This window comes from Porphyrobacter sp. MBR-49 (assembly GCF_053628655.1).
Window position 1 is genome coordinate 341,239 of record NZ_JBRJGU010000001.1, and the last position, 16,646, is coordinate 357,884.

The 16,646-nt window shown below is 64.1% G+C and carries 13 protein-coding genes; 11 read left to right on the plus strand and 2 right to left on the minus strand.

The window, feature by feature from the left end; genetic code table 11:
* Positions 1 to 57: 57 nt before the first annotated feature.
* Genes ACSSV3_RS01620 through ACSSV3_RS01630 form a run of 3 tightly spaced genes read left to right on the plus strand, consistent with a single transcriptional unit; the run spans position 58 to position 2,925 of the window.
* Positions 58 to 1,758: a M28 family metallopeptidase gene (locus ACSSV3_RS01620; RefSeq protein ID WP_354326100.1), complete on the plus strand. Its 1,701-nt coding sequence runs from the start codon at positions 58 to 60 to the stop codon at positions 1,756 to 1,758.
* A gap of 7 nt (positions 1,759 to 1,765) precedes the next feature.
* The gene (locus tag ACSSV3_RS01625; protein ID WP_354325943.1) at positions 1,766 to 2,767 is read left to right on the plus strand and encodes an agmatine deiminase family protein; all 1,002 of its coding nucleotides are present in this window, start codon (positions 1,766 to 1,768) and stop codon (positions 2,765 to 2,767) included.
* 35 nt (positions 2,768 to 2,802) lie between these two features.
* Complete coding sequence (locus tag ACSSV3_RS01630; RefSeq protein ID WP_354325942.1) at positions 2,803 to 2,925, plus strand: hypothetical protein; 123 nt, start codon at positions 2,803 to 2,805, stop codon at positions 2,923 to 2,925.
* A gap of 33 nt (positions 2,926 to 2,958) precedes the next feature.
* On the opposite strand, the gene thrS is transcribed toward ACSSV3_RS01630, so the two are convergent.
* Positions 2,959 to 4,944 (minus strand): threonine--tRNA ligase, encoded by a 1,986-nt coding sequence (gene thrS, locus ACSSV3_RS01635; protein ID WP_354325941.1) that lies wholly within the window; start codon positions 4,942 to 4,944, stop codon positions 2,959 to 2,961.
* Positions 4,945 to 5,296: 352 nt separating this feature from the next.
* Here thrS and ACSSV3_RS01640 point away from each other — a divergent pair, with 352 nt between their 5' ends.
* Genes ACSSV3_RS01640 through ACSSV3_RS01650 form a run of 3 tightly spaced genes read left to right on the plus strand, consistent with a single transcriptional unit; the run spans position 5,297 to position 6,056 of the window.
* Positions 5,297 to 5,473 carry a hypothetical protein gene (locus ACSSV3_RS01640; protein WP_354325939.1) on the plus strand — a complete coding sequence of 59 codons (177 nt, stop codon included), beginning with the start codon at positions 5,297 to 5,299 and terminating at the stop codon, positions 5,471 to 5,473.
* The gene (locus ACSSV3_RS01645) at positions 5,470 to 5,868 is read left to right on the plus strand and encodes a hypothetical protein (RefSeq protein ID WP_354325937.1); all 399 of its coding nucleotides are present in this window, start codon (positions 5,470 to 5,472) and stop codon (positions 5,866 to 5,868) included. Before ACSSV3_RS01640 ends, ACSSV3_RS01645 begins: the two co-directional genes overlap by 4 nt.
* On the plus strand, positions 5,865 to 6,056 hold the full coding sequence (locus ACSSV3_RS01650) for a helix-turn-helix transcriptional regulator (RefSeq protein WP_354325935.1): 192 nt from the start codon (positions 5,865 to 5,867) through the stop codon (positions 6,054 to 6,056). Before ACSSV3_RS01645 ends, ACSSV3_RS01650 begins: the two co-directional genes overlap by 4 nt.
* A gap of 9 nt (positions 6,057 to 6,065) precedes the next feature.
* On the opposite strand, the gene ACSSV3_RS01655 is transcribed toward ACSSV3_RS01650, so the two are convergent.
* On the minus strand, positions 6,066 to 7,760 hold the full coding sequence (locus tag ACSSV3_RS01655; protein WP_354325934.1) for an alkaline phosphatase D family protein: 1,695 nt from the start codon (positions 7,758 to 7,760) through the stop codon (positions 6,066 to 6,068).
* Positions 7,761 to 7,810: 50 nt separating this feature from the next.
* On the opposite strand from ACSSV3_RS01655, the gene ACSSV3_RS01660 reads away from it, so the two are divergent.
* The 5 genes from ACSSV3_RS01660 (at position 7,811) to ACSSV3_RS01680 (ending at position 16,639) form a co-directional block, all read left to right on the plus strand.
* On the plus strand, positions 7,811 to 8,560 hold the full coding sequence (locus tag ACSSV3_RS01660; protein WP_354325932.1) for an alpha/beta fold hydrolase: 750 nt from the start codon (positions 7,811 to 7,813) through the stop codon (positions 8,558 to 8,560).
* Positions 8,561 to 8,569: 9 nt separating this feature from the next.
* Positions 8,570 to 9,448: a tetratricopeptide repeat protein gene (locus ACSSV3_RS01665; RefSeq protein WP_354325931.1), complete on the plus strand. Its 879-nt coding sequence runs from the start codon at positions 8,570 to 8,572 to the stop codon at positions 9,446 to 9,448.
* Positions 9,445 to 10,440 (plus strand): LLM class flavin-dependent oxidoreductase, encoded by a 996-nt coding sequence (locus tag ACSSV3_RS01670; RefSeq protein ID WP_354325929.1) that lies wholly within the window; start codon positions 9,445 to 9,447, stop codon positions 10,438 to 10,440. Before ACSSV3_RS01665 ends, ACSSV3_RS01670 begins: the two co-directional genes overlap by 4 nt.
* A 127-nt stretch (positions 10,441 to 10,567) precedes the next feature.
* Entirely contained in the window at positions 10,568 to 15,292 is a 4,725-nt protein-coding gene (locus tag ACSSV3_RS01675) for an NAD-glutamate dehydrogenase (protein ID WP_354326099.1), read from the plus strand.
* 99 nt (positions 15,293 to 15,391) lie between these two features.
* Entirely contained in the window at positions 15,392 to 16,639 is a 1,248-nt protein-coding gene (locus ACSSV3_RS01680) for an NAD(P)/FAD-dependent oxidoreductase (protein WP_354325927.1), read from the plus strand.
* Positions 16,640 to 16,646 lie beyond the last annotated feature (7 nt).

Below are 16,646 nucleotides of genomic sequence, written 5' to 3' on the forward strand. Positions count from 1 at the left end.
CGCTGGCTCTGCAATTGCACTGCCATGACACGGATCAGACACAAGGATGCGATGGCGATGAAACCACGGATCGGGGCGCTTGGCGCGGTAATGGCGGCGGCATTGGCGCTGGCGGGATGCGATGCGCTTGCGCCGAATGGCGGGATCGACGGGATGGATATTCCCGAAGTGGCTGACGGCGACATTTCCGAAGCCACCATGAAAGACGTCACCCGCATCCTGTCGAGCGACGAATTTGAAGGGCGGATGCCCGGCACTGTGGGTGAGGAAAAGACCATCGCCTTGCTCACCGAACGCTTCAAGGCGGCGGGGTTGCAGCCGGGCAATAATGGTTCGTGGGTGCAGGAAGTCCCGCTGATCGAGATTACCGGCAAGGATTACGCCCCGCTGACGATTGCGGGCAAGGGTGCGAACATCGCGCTCGATTTCGCCAACGACTGGGTTGGCGTGACCTACCGCGAAGAAGCCAAGACCACGCTGGCGAACAGCGAAATGGTGTTTGTCGGCTATGGCATCAACGCGCCCGAACGCGGCTGGAACGATTACGAAGGGCTCGACGTCAAGGGCAAGACGGTGGTGATCCTTGTCAATGATCCCGACTGGCAGGCGGATGGCCTTGACGGCCCGTTCAATGGCCGCGCGATGACCTATTACGGTCGCTGGACGTATAAGTATGAAGAAGCCGCAAGGCAGGGCGCGGCCGGTGCGCTGATCGTGCATCAGACCGAACCGGCCAGCTATGGCTGGAACGTGGTCGAAAGTTCGTGGAGCGGCCCACAAGCCTATGCCCAGCGCGGCGAAAACGCCCCGCCGCTGACCCAGATGAACGGCTGGATCACCGAAGATGCCGCGCGCAAGGTTTTGAAAGCCGCCGGACAGGATCTCGACGCGCTGACCACCGCGGCGCAGGCGAAGGGGTTCAAACCCGTTCCGCTCGGCCTGACTGCGGCAACCAGCTTTGCCAGCACCTTCCGCAGTTTCAAATCGCACAACGTGATCGGCATCCTTCCGGGCACCGAAGCGCCCGATGAATATGTGCTCCACACCGCGCATTGGGATCATCTTGGCCGCTGCACGCCTGCGCCTGATGGCGATGATATCTGCAACGGCGCGGTCGATAACGCCACTGGCACTGCTGCGCTGGTGGCGCTGGCCGAAGCCCATGCCAAGGCTGGGCTTGCACGGCGCAGCCTGGTGTTTCTCGCGGTGACAGCGGAGGAATCGGGCCTGCTTGGTGCAAGTTACTATGCTGCCAACCCGGTGTTTCCGCTCGACAAGACAGTGGGCGGGATCAACATGGATGCGTTCCAGGTGGCTGGCCCGGCGCGCGATGTGACGGTGGTTGGCCCCGGCAAGTCGCAGCTTGACGCCTTCCTCAACACCGCGCTCGAAGCCAGCGATCGCAGGATCACGCCCGATCCCAAGCCGGAGGCCGGGTATTATTACCGCTCGGATCACTTCGCCTTTGCCAAGCTTGGCGTGCCGATGCTGTATATTGATGGCGGCGTCGATCTGATCGACGGCGGGATCGACGCGGGCACTGCCGTGGCGAAGGACTATACCGAAAACCGCTACCACGGGCCGAAGGATGAATTCGACGAAAGCTGGGACTGGTCGGGCGTGATGGCCGATTTGCAGCTGTTCTTCCGCATCGGCCGGATGATGGCGATGAGCACGAGCTGGCCCAACTGGAATGAGGGGGACGAGTTCAAGGCGGTGCGTGACGAGGATTGCGCGGCGGCGGATGGGGGCTGCTGATCCGTTCATGACGATGATCATGCCGCCCGAATGGGCGCCGCAGGACTGGCTGTGGATCGGCTTTCCGCATCTGGCGGAGGAATGGCCCGGCTGGCTTGAGCCTGCGCAAGAGCAGATCGCCGCGTTCGCCAATGCCGTGGCCGAAAGCGGGCAGGACGTGCGGCTGCTGGTGCGTGATGACGCCAATGAAGCCCGCGCGCGCCAGCTTGTCAGCGCCAAGGTGATACTGGAGCGGCGCACCTATGGCGATATCTGGCTGCGCGACACCGGCCCGCTGGGGGTGTTTGACGGTTCCACCCGCACCGCGCGGCGGTTTGGCTTCAACGGCTGGGGCGGCAAATATCTGATGCCGGGCGATCAGGAAATCGGCGCGCAGCTGGCGCGCGATGCGGGCTTGGCGATCAGCACGTCGCCGATGATCCTCGAAGGCGGGGCGATTGACGGGGATGGCACCGGGCTGGTCGCCACCACGCAGCAATGCCTGCTTAATCCCAATCGCAACCCGGCGATGACCCGCGCCGACATCGAGGCGCAGCTGGCCGCGCAACTCGGTTTCACCCGCGTGCTGTGGCTGGGCGATGGGCTGATCAACGATCACACCGATGGCCATGTCGATAACCTTGCGCGGTTTGTCGGGCCGAACCGGCTGGTGGTGCCAGAGGCGACCGGGCGGGATGATCCCAACGCGGACATCTATGCCGATGCCGCCGCGCGCGCCGCTGATTTCGGGGTGGAGGTGGCGCGCATCCCCTCATCCGGACGCATCGAGCGCGATGGGGCGATCGAACCCGCCAGCTATGTGAACTTCGCCATCACCACCCATCTGGTGGTGGTGCCGACCTTCGGTTCGCCCCATGATGCCGAGGGCGTCGCCGCGATTGCCGCGCTGTTTCCCGACCGCGCCACGATCGGCCTGGCGGCAGAGGCAGTGCTGGCAGGTGGCGGCGGGTTCCACTGCGCCAGCCAGCAAATGCCCGCCGCGCCCGCCCCCGCAGCGACGGCGGTTTAACGATTCGTTAGCGGTTCGGCGCGATGATCGCCGGAATGAACCGCGCGCTTGCCCTTGCTCATCCGCTTATCGCTGCCACTGGGCGGAGTGACCCGTTCAATCTTGCGCGCAGCATGATCGTGCTCGGCTGTGCGGCAGCGCTGATCCTTGCGGGCTAGGGTCTGACCCTGGGCACTGCCGGTCTGATCGGTTCAGCCGCGCAGATCGGGCGGGGTCGCTTCGGCACGGATCAGCGCGATGGCATCGGCAAGGCTCATCACCCGCTGATGCTCTGCGCCCAGCGTGCGGATGGCGACGGTGCCTTCGTCGGCCTCACGTTTACCCACCACCAACAGGTGCGGAACCTTGGCCAGCGAGTGTTCGCGCACCTTGTAGTTGATCTTTTCGTTGCGCAGGTCGGTTTCGACCCGCAGGCCTGCCGCCTGCAACTGCGCTGAAACGTCGCGGGCGTAGTCATCGGCTTCAGACACGATGGTCGCTACCACCGCCTGCACCGGGGCGAGCCAAACCGGCATCCGCCCGGCAAAATGTTCGATCAAGATGCCGATGAAACGCTCATACGAACCGAAGATCGCGCGGTGGAGCATCACCGGGCGGTGCTTGTCGCCATCCTCACCGATGTAATGCGCATCCAATCGTTCGGGCAGCACCCGGTCGGACTGGATCGTGCCAACCTGCCAGGTGCGCCCGATTGCATCGGTCAGGTGCCATTCGAGCTTGGGCGCATAGAACGCGCCTTCGCCGGGGAGCTCCTCCCATTCGAGGCCGTTCGCCGTCAATGCGTCGCGCAGTTCCTGTTCGGCCTTGTCCCAATCGGCATCGCTGCCGAAGCGCTGTTCGGGGCGCAGCGCCAGCTTGATGTCATAGGTGAAGCCGAAATCGGCATAGACGCTATCGGCGAGCGCGATGAAATCCTGCACTTCGGCCACCACCTGGCCTTCGGTGCAGAAAATATGCGCATCATCTTGCGTGAACTGGCGCACCCGCATCAGCCCGTGCAGCGCGCCGTGGGGTTCGTTGCGGTGGCAGCAGCCCATCTCGCCCAGCCGGATCGGCAAATCGCGGTATGAGGTGATGCCCTGCTTGAATACCAGCACATGCGCCGGGCAGTTCATCGGTTTCAGCGCCATCCACTGCGCTTCGCCCGAAATCACCGGGCCTTCATCCTCGGTGTTGGGCACTTCGTCGGGAATCACGAACATGTTTTCGCGATATTTGCCCCAGTGGCCCGATTGCTCCCACTGGCGCGCGTTCATCACCTGCGGGGTCTTGATCTCGCGGTAGCCCGCGCCGTCCATCTTGCGGCGCATATAGGCTTCCAGCTCGCGCCAGATGCGATAGCCCTTGGGGTGCCAGAACACGCTGCCATGCGCCTCTTCAGCCAAGTGGAACAAGTCCATCTCGCGCCCCAGCTTGCGGTGATCGCGCTTGGCGGCCTCCTCCAGTCGGGTGAGGTGGGCGTTCAACTGCTTCTTGTTGAGCCAGCCGGTGCCGTAGATCCGCGTCAACTGCGCATTGTTCTGATCGCCGCGCCAGTATGCGCCCGCGACACGCATCAGCTTGAAGGCATCGGGATCGAGTTTCCCGGTCGACGGCAGGTGCGGGCCGCGGCACATGTCGAGCCAGTCGTTGCCGCTCCAATAGACGGTGAGTTCTTCGTTTTCGGGAAGTTCGCGCGCCCATTCGGCCTTGAAGCTTTCGCCATCGGCTGCCCATTTGGCGATGAGCTGTTCGCGGCTCCACACTTCGCGGCGCAGCGGCTTGTCAGCGCGGATGATCGCGCGCATCGCATCCTCGATGGCGGGCAGATCGTCCATGCTGAACGGCTCGCGGCCCTCGGGCGCCTTCACGTCGTAATAAAAGCCGTCGTCGGTCGCCGGGCCGAAGGTGATCTGCGTGCCGGGGAACAATGCCTGCACCGCTTCGGCGAGCACGTGGGCATAATCGTGGCGCGCGAGTTCGAGCGCGTCGGCCTCGTCACGGGCTGTCACCAGCGCGAGGTCGGCATCGCCTTCGAACGGGCGGGTCAGGTCGCGCAGTTCCCCGTTGACGCGCGCGGCAATCGCCGCCTTGGCAAGGCCGGGGCCAATCGCGGCGGCAATGTCCGCCGGGGTCGATCCGGGGGCCACTTCGCGCACCGATCCATCGGGCAGGCTGATCTTGAGCAGTTCGGTCATTGTCGCAAATCCGTCTGGTTTGGCCGCGCCTTAGGACAAGCAGGCGCGCACCGGAAGAGCGGTGTTGAACAAATCACGGTTGGAGGCAGAACACCGCGCCGCCCCGAACCGGGCGGCGGGCCTCGCGCTTAACGCACAGCCCCCCGCCCCCGGATAGTCCGGGTGGTGGTGGTTGTGAGCGTGGTCAGCAGGCGAGCCATGCGAGGTAGATAGCGAGCAGGAGTTGCGATGTCATTAGCAAAGCGGCGAGACGAAAAAATGGAAAGCACCCCACCCTTTATGGAAAGAACACTTGACTAAATTGCGAATCAATGACAAACACCCTTTCCATAAGAGAAAGGAAATTTGTCATATGTTGAATATCTGGAAAGCTGCTGTTTGGGCGATGCTGATCATCGCGGTCGCGCTTGCCGCGAGCGGTGGCGTATTTCCCCATAAGGCGGGCATGGTGCTGGTCACTGCGCTTCCCATACTCGCCGTGGCCTCACTCAAAGGACGTAACTGCTGCGGCGGGGGGGCAAAAACATGAAGCTGTCACCACAACGGCTAGACATGTTCCTTGTCCTGCCATTGGGCGCCAGCCTGCTGATGATCGGCGAGGCGGCCAAGGAGGGGACGGTTTCCCATATCTTTACGTCGTGGGAACAGGCGGGCCTGCTTGGCATTGGCACGCTTGTGCTGGTTTTCCTGGTCGCCAAGGCAACCGCATTCGATCGCCGGTGCAGCGAAGAATATATCTTCCAGTTGATGGCCAATGCGGCGCTGGTTGGCCTCGGCTGCATGGCAATTGTCAACGTGATTTGGCTTCTGGCAACCAAATTCTATGCCATACCCGAACTGACCGGACAGAACATGACGGGAATTGCGATGCTGGCATGGATATTGGCCTATTACTGGTACCGCATGCGTGGACTTCAGGAATGAACAACCGCCTCAAAGTCCTCCGCGCTGAACGCGACTGGAGCCAGCAGGATCTCGCCGAGCGGCTGGGCGTCAGCCGCCAGAGTGTGAACGCGATCGAGAAGGGCCGTTATGACCCATCGCTTCCGCTCGCGTTCAAAATCGCCGATGTGTTTGGCTTGACGATCGAAGCGATCTTCAGCCGTGACTAGGCCCTGCCCCTAAACCCCCAGCATCCCCGAACCTGCCTCGGTCACGATCCGTTTCGTCCCCGCCAGCCGGGTTGATCGCTGCTTCACCCCGCCCGTAAAGCGATATTCGGTCACGGCGCGGGTGGGGGTGAGGTCGATCACCATATAACCGCGCTGCGACGTGTCGGCCCATTTGAGCTGTTCGTTCTCCGCCACCAGCGCGCCCGCCAGCGTTTCGGGCGCGATGGACGAAAGGTAGCTTTCAAACCCCGGCGAGCTGACCGCACATACGCCCAGCTCCACCCCGACATTTGCGCCTTCGTGGCCGAGTTCAAACGCCCAGCCATTGTGGGTGTCACCCGCGAGTACCATGAGGTTGGCGTTGGCATTCAGCGCGGCCTTGAACAGTCGCTCGCGCGCGGCGGGGTAGCCGTCCCATGCGTCCATATTCAGCGGCAGGCCGACCTTGCTTGCCATGGTTGCGGCAGTCAGGCGCTGGCGGATGTAGGCGGGCAGATCATCGCCCAGCTGGCTGGTCAGACTGACGGGGCTTTTGAGGTTGCCGATTAGCACTTGTTGCACCAGCACCTGCCACGCGGTGCCGCCCGCAGTGGAGGCGGCGAGGCCCTGCGCCAGCCACCCTTCCTGCGCTGCGCCCAACAATTGCCGCGCGGGATCGGCCCATTCGCCGTCGCGGAACTTGGCCAGCGCCGCCACCATCGCTTGCGGATCGCTCTGCCCTTCGAGCACTTTGCCCAGATCAAGCTGTTCGTCGCGCCCTTCGATCCGGGTGTCGAGGCGGAACAGCGTGGCAAGATCGCCCACCTGATAGGCGGCATAGGGTTCATCGGACACCGGCATCCATTCGCGGTAGGCCTGCTTGGCCGCCGCCTTGCGAACCGCCCATTCGCCCTCGGTGTCCGGCTGATGGTTTTCCGCGCCGTCTTTCCAACTGTCATTGGCGGTTTCGTGATCATCCCACACCGCGATCATCGGCAGCACCTGATGCAGCCGCTGGCAATCAGGGTCGGCGCGGTAGGTGGCATAGCGCAGGCGGTAATCGGTCAGGCTGATGATCTCGGTTGCCGGGGCCAGCACCCGCGATGGATCGGCCTGGTTGGGATCAGGATAGGTGCCCGCGCCATATTCGTAGATATAATCGCCCAGATGCACCGCAAGATCGGCATCATTGGCCTCATCCGCGTGGCCATAGGCGTTGAACCAGCCAAATCCGTAGTTCGAGCAGGAAAACACCGCGAGTTTGAACTTTGCCGTCGGCCCTTCGGGAAGCGTGCGCGTGCGGCCCACCGGCGAGGTCGCGCCGCCCGGTGCGATGAAGCGGTAGAAATACCAGCGGTCAGGTTCAAGCCCGGTGGCGATCCCCTTGGCGCACCAGTCGCGATTGGGCGAAGCGGTGACTTCGCCTTCGGCAAGGGTGCGGGTGAAATCTTCGGTGGCGCTTACCTGCCAGGTCAGCGTGGTTTCCGCCTCGCCGACAAACCGCGTCCACAACAGCACGCTGTTCGCCGATGGTTCGCCGCTTGCCACCGCATGGGTGAAGCCGCTGCCAAATGTGCGCGCCGCCAGCGGGGTCGCGGCCAAGGCGGCAGACGCCCCGGCGAGGGTGAACAGATTACGGCGGGTCAGCGCCGTTTGGGAAGGGACGGGTTGGCCCGCAGGTGTGGTGATGTTCATGGCGGTGTGCGTAACCCTCTCTCTTGTCATTGCGATGACAATGGTTGCCTTTCCCCCGCTGCGCAAGGCATGGAGCGTGCATGAGCGCAATCATGCATCACACGCTATATGATGGCCGCCGGATTGCCTTTCGCCTGACGCAGGGAACCGGCCCGGCGCTGGTGTTCCTGCCCGGCTATATGTCCGACATGACAGGCAGCAAGGCGACCGCGCTGTTTGCTGAGGCTGAGGCGCAGGGGCGAAGCTGCCTGCTGATGGATTATTCGGGCTGCGGGCACAGCGCCGGGCCTGACATGGGCGGCGATTTTGCTGATGGCACATTGTCGCGCTGGCGCGACGAGGTGCTGGCGCTGATCGCAAGCTATGTCGCCGGGCCGGTAGTGCTGGCAGGATCGTCGATGGGCGGGTGGCTGATGCTGTTGGTGGCCGCGCGGCTGAAGGATCGCGTGGCCGGGATGATCGGGATCGCGCCTGCGCCCGATTTTACCCGCTGGGGCTATACCGAGGCGCAGCGTAGCGCCTTGGCGGCGGGCGAGACGATTTACGAACCCAATCCCTATGGCCCCGACCCTACCCCCACCCATGCGCGCTTTTTCGCTGATGCCGAATGCCATCTGCGGTTGGAGCGCGCGATCGACCTGGCCTGCCCGGTGCGGTTGATCCACGGCAAGGCCGATGCCGATGTGCCGTGGGAGATTTCCATGCGTTTGAAGGCGGCATTGCGTTCGGACGATGTACAGGTCACCCTGATAGAGGACGGTGACCACCGCCTGTCGCGCGAATGCGACATCGCCCTGATCAAGGCCATTGTGGCCCAGTTTTACGGATAGAACGCCCCAGTGCCCCTAACGTCCCTGTTTCTTGCCATGCTGCTTCAGGTTGGCCCCAATCCGATGGTCGGGGGAATGCCGACCGATGATCTGGTGCGCGACCGCCCGCCGCGCGATTCTGCCGTGAAGGGCGAATTGAACGCCAGCAGCGCATGGCACGCATCCTGTCTCGATCAACTCGCGGCTGACCCGGCGCGCGCGCACAGCATCGCGCAAATTCGCCGCAGCGAAACCACCGGGGTTGATCGGGTGCTGGCCAATCACTGCCTTGGCATCGCCGCGAGCGAGTTGGGATTGTGGGATGATGCTCGCGCCGCCTTTATCGCCGCGCGTGAAGAGACGCCGCCGGACGAAGTCCGCACCCGCGCGCGGTTTGCGGCGCTGGCGGGCAATGCCGCGCTGGCGGGCGGGGATGCGGCAGGCGCGCTTGATCTGCTGACGTTGGCGCAGACGGACGCACAGGCGGCGGGCGCAGCTGTGCTTGCAGCATTGGCCGCGATTGACAGTGCCCGCGCGCTGGTGACGCTGGGGCGCAGCGATGACGCACTGACCGCGCTGGAGGCCGCCACCACGCTGGCACCCGAACGCAGCGAGGGCTGGCTGCTCAAGGCCACCTTGCTGCGGCGGCTTGATCGGCTGGACGAAGCGCAAGCCGCGATTGAACGGGCAGCACTGCTCACTCCCGAAAATCCCGAAATCGGGCTGGAGGCCGGGGTAATCGCGGCGCTTTCCGGGCGGGACGATGCGGCGCGGCAAAGCTGGCAATCGGTGATCGATCTTGCGCCCCAAAGCCCGTTTGCCGCCACCGCGCAGGGCTATCTTGCGCAGCTTCCCCCTGAAGCAGACGCGGGGCCTGCCATGACAGTGGAACAGGGGCCGCAGTCATGACCCGGTTCTCCGTGCTCGATCTGGTGCCGGTGCGCGAAGGCGGCACTGTATCGCAAGCCTTCGCCGCCGCCACCGACCTCGCCCGCGCCGCCGAAGCGTTGGGGTGCGACAGGTTCTGGGTGGCCGAACATCACGCGATGGAAGGGATCGCGGGCGGCGCGACGTCGGTGGTGCTCGCCCATATCGGCAACGCCACCAACCGCATCCGCATCGGTTCGGGCGGGATCATGCTGCCCAATCACACCCCGTTCCAGATTGCCGAACAATTCGGCACCTTGGACGCGCTGTTTCCGGGGCGGATCGATCTGGGGCTGGGCCGCGCGCCGGGCGCCGGGCCGGAATTGCAGCGCGCTTTGCGCAAGAACCTGCATCAGGCGTCCGAATATTTTCCGCAGGACGTGGTTGAACTGCGCGCGCTGCTGACCGGTGATATCGACTTGCCGATCACCGCCACGCCGGGGCTGGGTGCCAAGGTTGAGCTGTGGATGCTGGGATCAAGCCTGTTCGGCGCGCAACTCGCCGCGAAACTGGGCCTGCCTTACGCGTTCGCGGCGCATTTCGCGCCCGATCATCTGGATGGGGCGCTGGCGCTGTACCGCCGCGATTTCCAGCCATCTGCCGCGCTCGATCGCCCGCATGTGATGGTGGCGATGAATGTGTTCGCCGCTGAAACCGAAGGCGAGGCGCGCCTGCTCGCCTCCAGCCAGCAGCAGAGCTTTGTGCGGCTGCGCAGCGGCAACCCCGGCAAGCTGCCCCCGCCGGTGGCCGATTTCACCAGCACTCTGCCCGCTCCCGCACAGGCGATGCTCGCGCATATCGGGCAGGCGGCGGCGGTTGGCACGCGCTCGCAGGTGCGCGACGGGATCGCCGCCTTCATCCAGCGCACTGGCGCGGACGAGATCATGCTGTGCGGCGCGACCTATGATCCGGACGCGCGCATCCGCTCGCTCGAATTGACGCTGGACGCCTGCAAAACCATGGCGGCGGTGTAAAACACGCAATCAACGCGCTTGCGCCGGATGGGGGTAAGCGCGTATCGCCAGCAACACGATTAAAACAATCCGGCACAATATAATTACAGGAAATTGATGCTGGATCGCAGGACGCCGGGAGCCAATGATGGGGCTGAAAACCACCACCGAAGCGACGCCCAAATCTAACGAGCGCGCGCTGATCAATGCCCTTAGCCTTCATTTGGGAGCCTCACAGCTGCCTGGCGACAGGCCCGTAGACAAGCCCGCGCTTGAGGCGGCGGCAGGGTATCTGCTGGCCGCCGCGCGCAATCGCGCGCCGGGGCAGCCGCTGGTGCAGATCGAATCCACCAGCGGCGAACGGCGCCATCTGCGGATCGCGATTATCAATGAAGACATGCCGTTTCTGGTCGATTCAGTAGCGGCGACGATCGCCGCGCAAAGCCTTGGTATCGATCTGTTGCTGCACCCGGTCATCGTGGTGGAACGCGATGCGGCAGGTGCGATCACCGCGTTGGGCAAGCCCGGCGAAAAACCCGTGTCCGGCAAGCGCGAATCGCTGATTTATTGCGAAACCCCGCGCGTCGATGCCCGCCAGCGGCGCGAGCTGCTCGAAGCCTTGCAGGCCACGCTTGGTGATGTGCACGCGGCGGTCAATGATTGGCCCGTGATGCAGGCCGCGATGGCGGCGGATCGCGAACAGGTTGACACTGTTGATGCCGAAGCGGGCGCGCTGCTCGACTGGCTCAATGGCGGGATGCTGACGCAGCTCGGCCACCTTACACGCCACCGCGATGGCAGTGAAACCGCCGTGCTTGGCATCTGCACCGGTTCGGCGCGGGAATTGCTGGCCGAAGTGTCGCTTGAGCGTGCCTTCGAATGGTTTGACCATCCCGATGCAGCGGGCAAGCCGCGGGCGCTGCTGGCGATCAAGTCCAACGTGCAATCACGCGTGCACCGCGCCAGCCCGCTGGATCTGTTCATTGTGCCGCAGCGCGAGCAGGGCAAAGTCACCGCGCTATCCATCCATGCGGGCCTGTGGACGAGCGCGGCGCTGGCTGCGCGACCGGGCGAAGTTCCGGTGCTGCGCGATGTGCTGGGCCGGTTGACTGCGACGCTCGGCTATGATCCGGCGGGGCATAATGGTAAAGCGTTGGTGCACGCCTTCACCTCGCTTCCCAATGATCTGCTGACCGCGTTCGATCCGGCCAAGGTGGTCAATCTGGTCACGGCCAAGATGGCGCTGCTTGACCGCCCACGCCCGCGACTGGTGATGGTGCGATCAAGCCTTGAACGCCACGTGTTTGCGTTTGTGTGGTTGCCGCGCGATCAGCTTTCCACCGATGTGCGTTTGCAGATTCAGGCGATGTTGCTGGCGACCCCCGGCGCGGCGCTGCTCGACTGGAGCCTTGAGGTTGAAAGCGGCTCGCTGGCGCTGCTGCGGTTTCTGATCGATGTGCGCGGATGCGATGATCTGCCCGATGACGTCGCGGTTGAGGCGTTGCTGGTGGATCTGCTGCGCGGCTGGAACGAGGCGGTGGCGACGCATCTGGCCACCCACGGAGAGGAAGGCCGCGCCGCTGCGCTGGCTGGTCGCTATGCCCCTGCGTTCCCCACGGGATACCGTCTGTCCTACGGTGCTGCAGAGGCTGCGCGCGACATTGCCAAGCTGCGCACGCTGGCCTTGGCCGAAACGGAAGCCAATCCCGCCGACCGCGCGGTGCGGCTCTACCGCCTGGGCGAGGATGGGCCGGACACGCTGCGGCTCAAGGTCTATGTTCTCAAAGGCGCGCTGGAATTGTCCGATGCGGTTCCCGCGCTGGAGAATTTCGGCTTCCGGGTCGCCGCCGAAGTGCCGACCTTCCTGACCGACCCGGCGTTGGGATCGATCCATGATTTCATCCTGACCGTGCCCGCCGGGCTTGAGGCAGGTGCGTTGCTCGAACGCTCTGGATTGATCGAAGATGCACTGGCCGATGTGCTGAACGGCCTGGCCGAAGATGATCCGTTCAACCGGCTGGTAGCGGCGACCGGGCTGGCCCCGCAGGCGGCAAACTGGATGCGTGCGGTTTATCGCTATCTGCGCCAGACCGGGGTGAGCTACACGATTTACACCGTGGTCGATGCGCTGGTCGGTGCGCCGCAGGTGACGCGCGCGATGGCGGCGCTGTTCACTGCGCGCCACGATCCGGCCTTTGCCGGTGGGCGCGGCGAAGCGATTGCCGCTGCGCAAACTGCATTCACGCGCGGGCTGGCGAAAGTCAGCGCGATCAACGATGACCGGCTGCTCAGGCTCTACCGTGCGGTGATTGATGCGGTGCTGCGCACCAATGCCTTTGCCCCGGTGGCGGGTGAGGCGTTGGCGTTCAAGATCGACAGCGCGCTTGTCCCCGGCCTGCCCAAGCCGCTGCCGTGGCGGGAGGTTTTCGTCTATTCGCGCCGGGTCGAAGGCATTCACCTGCGGTCTGGTGCGGTGGCGCGTGGGGGCCTGCGCTGGTCTGACCGGCGCGACGATTTCCGCACCGAAGTGCTCGGATTGATGAAGGCGCAGCGGGTCAAGAACGCGGTGATCGTGCCGACCGGGGCCAAGGGCGGGTTCTATCCCAAGCAACTCCCCTCGCCCGCGCTTGATCGCGAAGCCTGGGCCGCAGAGGGCCGCGCATCTTACGAAATTTTCATCCGCACGCTGTTGTCGATCACCGACAATATCGTCGGCGGCAAGGTTGTGCATCCGCAGGCGGTGCAGGTGCTTGACGGCGAAGACCCCTATTTCGTGGTCGCCGCGGACAAGGGCACTGCGACTTTCTCCGACATCGCCAACGGGATCGCGCAGGCCCGCAATTTCTGGCTCGACGATGCCTTCGCCAGCGGTGGTTCCAACGGATATGACCACAAGGCAATGGGCATCACCGCGCGCGGCGCGTGGGTTTCGGTGCAGCGCCACTTCCGCGAAATGGGGATCGACGTGCAGTCGGATTCCATCACCGTGGCGGGTTGCGGCGATATGTCGGGCGATGTGTTCGGCAACGGGATGCTGCTATCCAAGGCGATAAAACTGGTCGCCGCGTTTGATCACCGCCACATCTTTATCGACCCTGCGCCCGATCCGCTGGCCAGCTGGAAAGAGCGCAAACGCCTGTTTGAACTCCCCCGGTCAAGCTGGGAGGATTACAACGCCAGCCTGATTTCCAAGGGCGGCGGAGTGTTTTCGCGCGCTGCCAAGCAGATCAAACTGCCCAAACAGGCGCGCGAATTGCTTGGCATCCAGGCCAAAGAGATCGAACCCGAAGCGCTGATTACCGCGATTCTGCGCAGCCCCGTTGATCTGATGTGGTTCGGCGGGATCGGCACCTATGTCAAAGCTCCGCAGGAAAGCCACATTCAGGTTGGCGATCCGGCCAATGATGGCTTGCGCGTCGACGCCACCGAGGTGCGCGCGCGGGTGATCGGCGAAGGCGCCAATCTTGGTATCACGCAGGCCGGACGCATCGCCTTTTCGCTGGCAGGTGGGCGGATCAACACCGATTTCATCGACAATTCCGCCGGGGTCGATTGTTCGGATAACGAGGTCAACATCAAGATCGCGCTCGCCGCAGCGACCGCGTCGGGCAAGCTGACCGCGAAAAAGCGCAACACGCTGCTCGCCGCGATGACCGATGAAGTTGCCGCCATTGTGCTTGAAGACAACCGCCTGCAGGCGCTGGCGCTGTCGGTCGCGGAAAGCCGCGGGCCGGAGGCCATCCCCGCCTATATCCGCCTGATTGAGCGGCTGGGCGAAGTCAGCGATTTCGACCGCCGCACCGAAGGGTTGGCCGATGGCGAAGCCTTGTCGCGCCGCGCCGCTGACGGGCGTGGGTTGACGCGGCCTGAACTGGCGGTGTTGCTATCTTCGGCCAAACTGGCCTTGCAGGCCGCGATCGAAGCGAGCGCACTGGCCGATGATCCGGTGCTGGAACCGCTGCTGATCGCACGCTTTCCTTCGGCCATGCGCAAGACCTATGCCGCCGAAATCCGCGGCCACCGGCTGCGGCGCGAGATGATCGCGACCAGCCTTGCCAATCGCATGGTCAACCGGCTGGGCATGGTGCACCCGTTTGAGCTCGCCGAAGAAGAAGGCGTTGGCCTCGCCGAAGTTGCGGGCGCTTTTGTGGTGGCGGAACGGCTGTTCGCGCTGGAACCGCTATGGCGCGAACTGGACGAGGCGGCGATCCCCGAAGCTGCGCGCCTTGCGCTGTTTGATCGGCTGGCAGCGGCGGTCGGCAATCTGATGTCCGATGTGTTGCGAACGGCGGCGGGCAAGGCTTCCGCTGGCGCGATGATTGGCGAATTGTCGCAGGGCGTCACATTGCTGACTGCGGCGCGTGAGGAATTGCTCAGCGCCGAACCACGCGCGCGTTCGCTGGAACTGCGGCAGGGGTTTGTCGCCGCCGGTGCGCCCGATTCGCTGGCGGCGCGGGTTGCCAACCTGTTTGACTTCGATGGCGCGGTGGGCCTTGCGCGGTTGGCGCTGGATAGCGAAATCGATGCAAAGCTACTGACCCATGCCTTTGCCGGAATCGGCACGCGGCTGGGGCTGGACTGGGCGCAGGGGGTGGCAGCGCATATGTCACCGTCTGACGTGTGGGAACGGTTGCTGGTATCGGGCCTGGCGCGCGATTTCCAGCAAATGCGGATCGAATTCCTGCGGCGGCTGATGCGGCGCAAGGGCGGCAAGGATGACCCGCTCGGCGCGGTTACCGAATGGGCGACGTATAATGCCGCATCGGTCGCGCAGTTCCGCAACATGATCGCCCGCGCGCAGGCCCGCCCGCCGGTGGGCGCAGCAATGCTGGCGCAGATCGCCAGTCAGGCGCGCAATCTGCTGGAGAGATAGGCGGCACGTCTCGCCTCTATCCCGTTTCTGGCAGCTTGACCCTTCGGCAATTTGCGGCAAGTCAAAGGCCGCAGACAGCCGGAAGGGCATAGGCACGCTATGACAGCATCTACTATCGACCACGCTGACGTCGTGATCGTCGGCACGGGCCATGGCGGCGCGCAGGCGGCGATTGCCTTGCGCCACCACGGCTTTGACGGGTCGATCCTGATGATCGGGCGCGATCACGCGCCGCCTTACGAACGCCCGCCGCTATCAAAGGAATACCTTGCCGGGGACAAGGGGTTTGAACGGATCATGATCCGCCCCGAAAAGTTCTGGGCGGACAAGGAAATTGCGCTCAGGCTGGGCGCGGCGGTGACGGGTATTGATGCGCGCGCGCGCCGCCTTACCCTGTCGGACGGCGGCAGCGTCACCTATCGCAAACTGATCTGGTCGGGCGGGGGCGATCCGCGCCGCCTGCCGGTGCCGGGTGCAGTGCTACCCGGCGTGTTCTATGTGCGCGACAAGGGTGATGCCGATGCGATGATGGCCGCGCTGGCGGGCGGGGCAAAGCGGGCCGTCGTGATCGGCGGCGGTTACATCGGGCTGGAAGCGGCCGCTGTGCTGCGCAAGCTGGGCTGCGAGGTCACGCTGGTGGAAATGCTCCCCCGCCTGCTGGCGCGGGTGGCAGGCGCGGAGATGTCTGACTTCTACGCCGCAGAACATCGCCGTCAGGGCGTTGACGTGCGCTTGGGCGAAGGCGTGCGTGCGGTTCTGGGTGAGGATGCAGGCCGAGTAACCGGGGTGATGCTGGACAGCGGCGAAGAAATCGCCTGCGACATGGTGGTGGCCGGCATCGGCATTGTGCCCGCCGTCGCGCCGCTGATTGCTGCGGGCGCTGCCGGGTCTAACGGGGTCGATGTCGATTTCTGCTGCCGCACCACTCTGGATGACATTTACGCCATCGGAGACTGCGCCGCCCATGCCAATCCCTTTGCCGATGGCGCGGTGATCCGATTGGAATCAGTGCAGAACGCGCATGACATGGCAAACACCGTGGCACGCGCGATCATGGGCGAAAAAGAACCCTATCACGCGCTGCCGTGGTTCTGGTCGAACCAGTATGATCTGAAATTGCAGACCGCCGGATTAAGCCTTGGCTTCGATCAGACCGTGCTGCGCGGCGATCCTGAAACCCGCAAGTTCACGGTGGTGTATCTGCGCGATGGCAAGCCGATTGCGTTCGATTGTGTGAACACGATGAAGGATTACGTGCAGGGCCGCAAACTGCTCGAAAGCGGGGTCGGCAAGGTCGATCCGGCGCTGCTCGCCGACCCTGAAATGCCGCTCAAGGATTTGCTCTAATACCAGC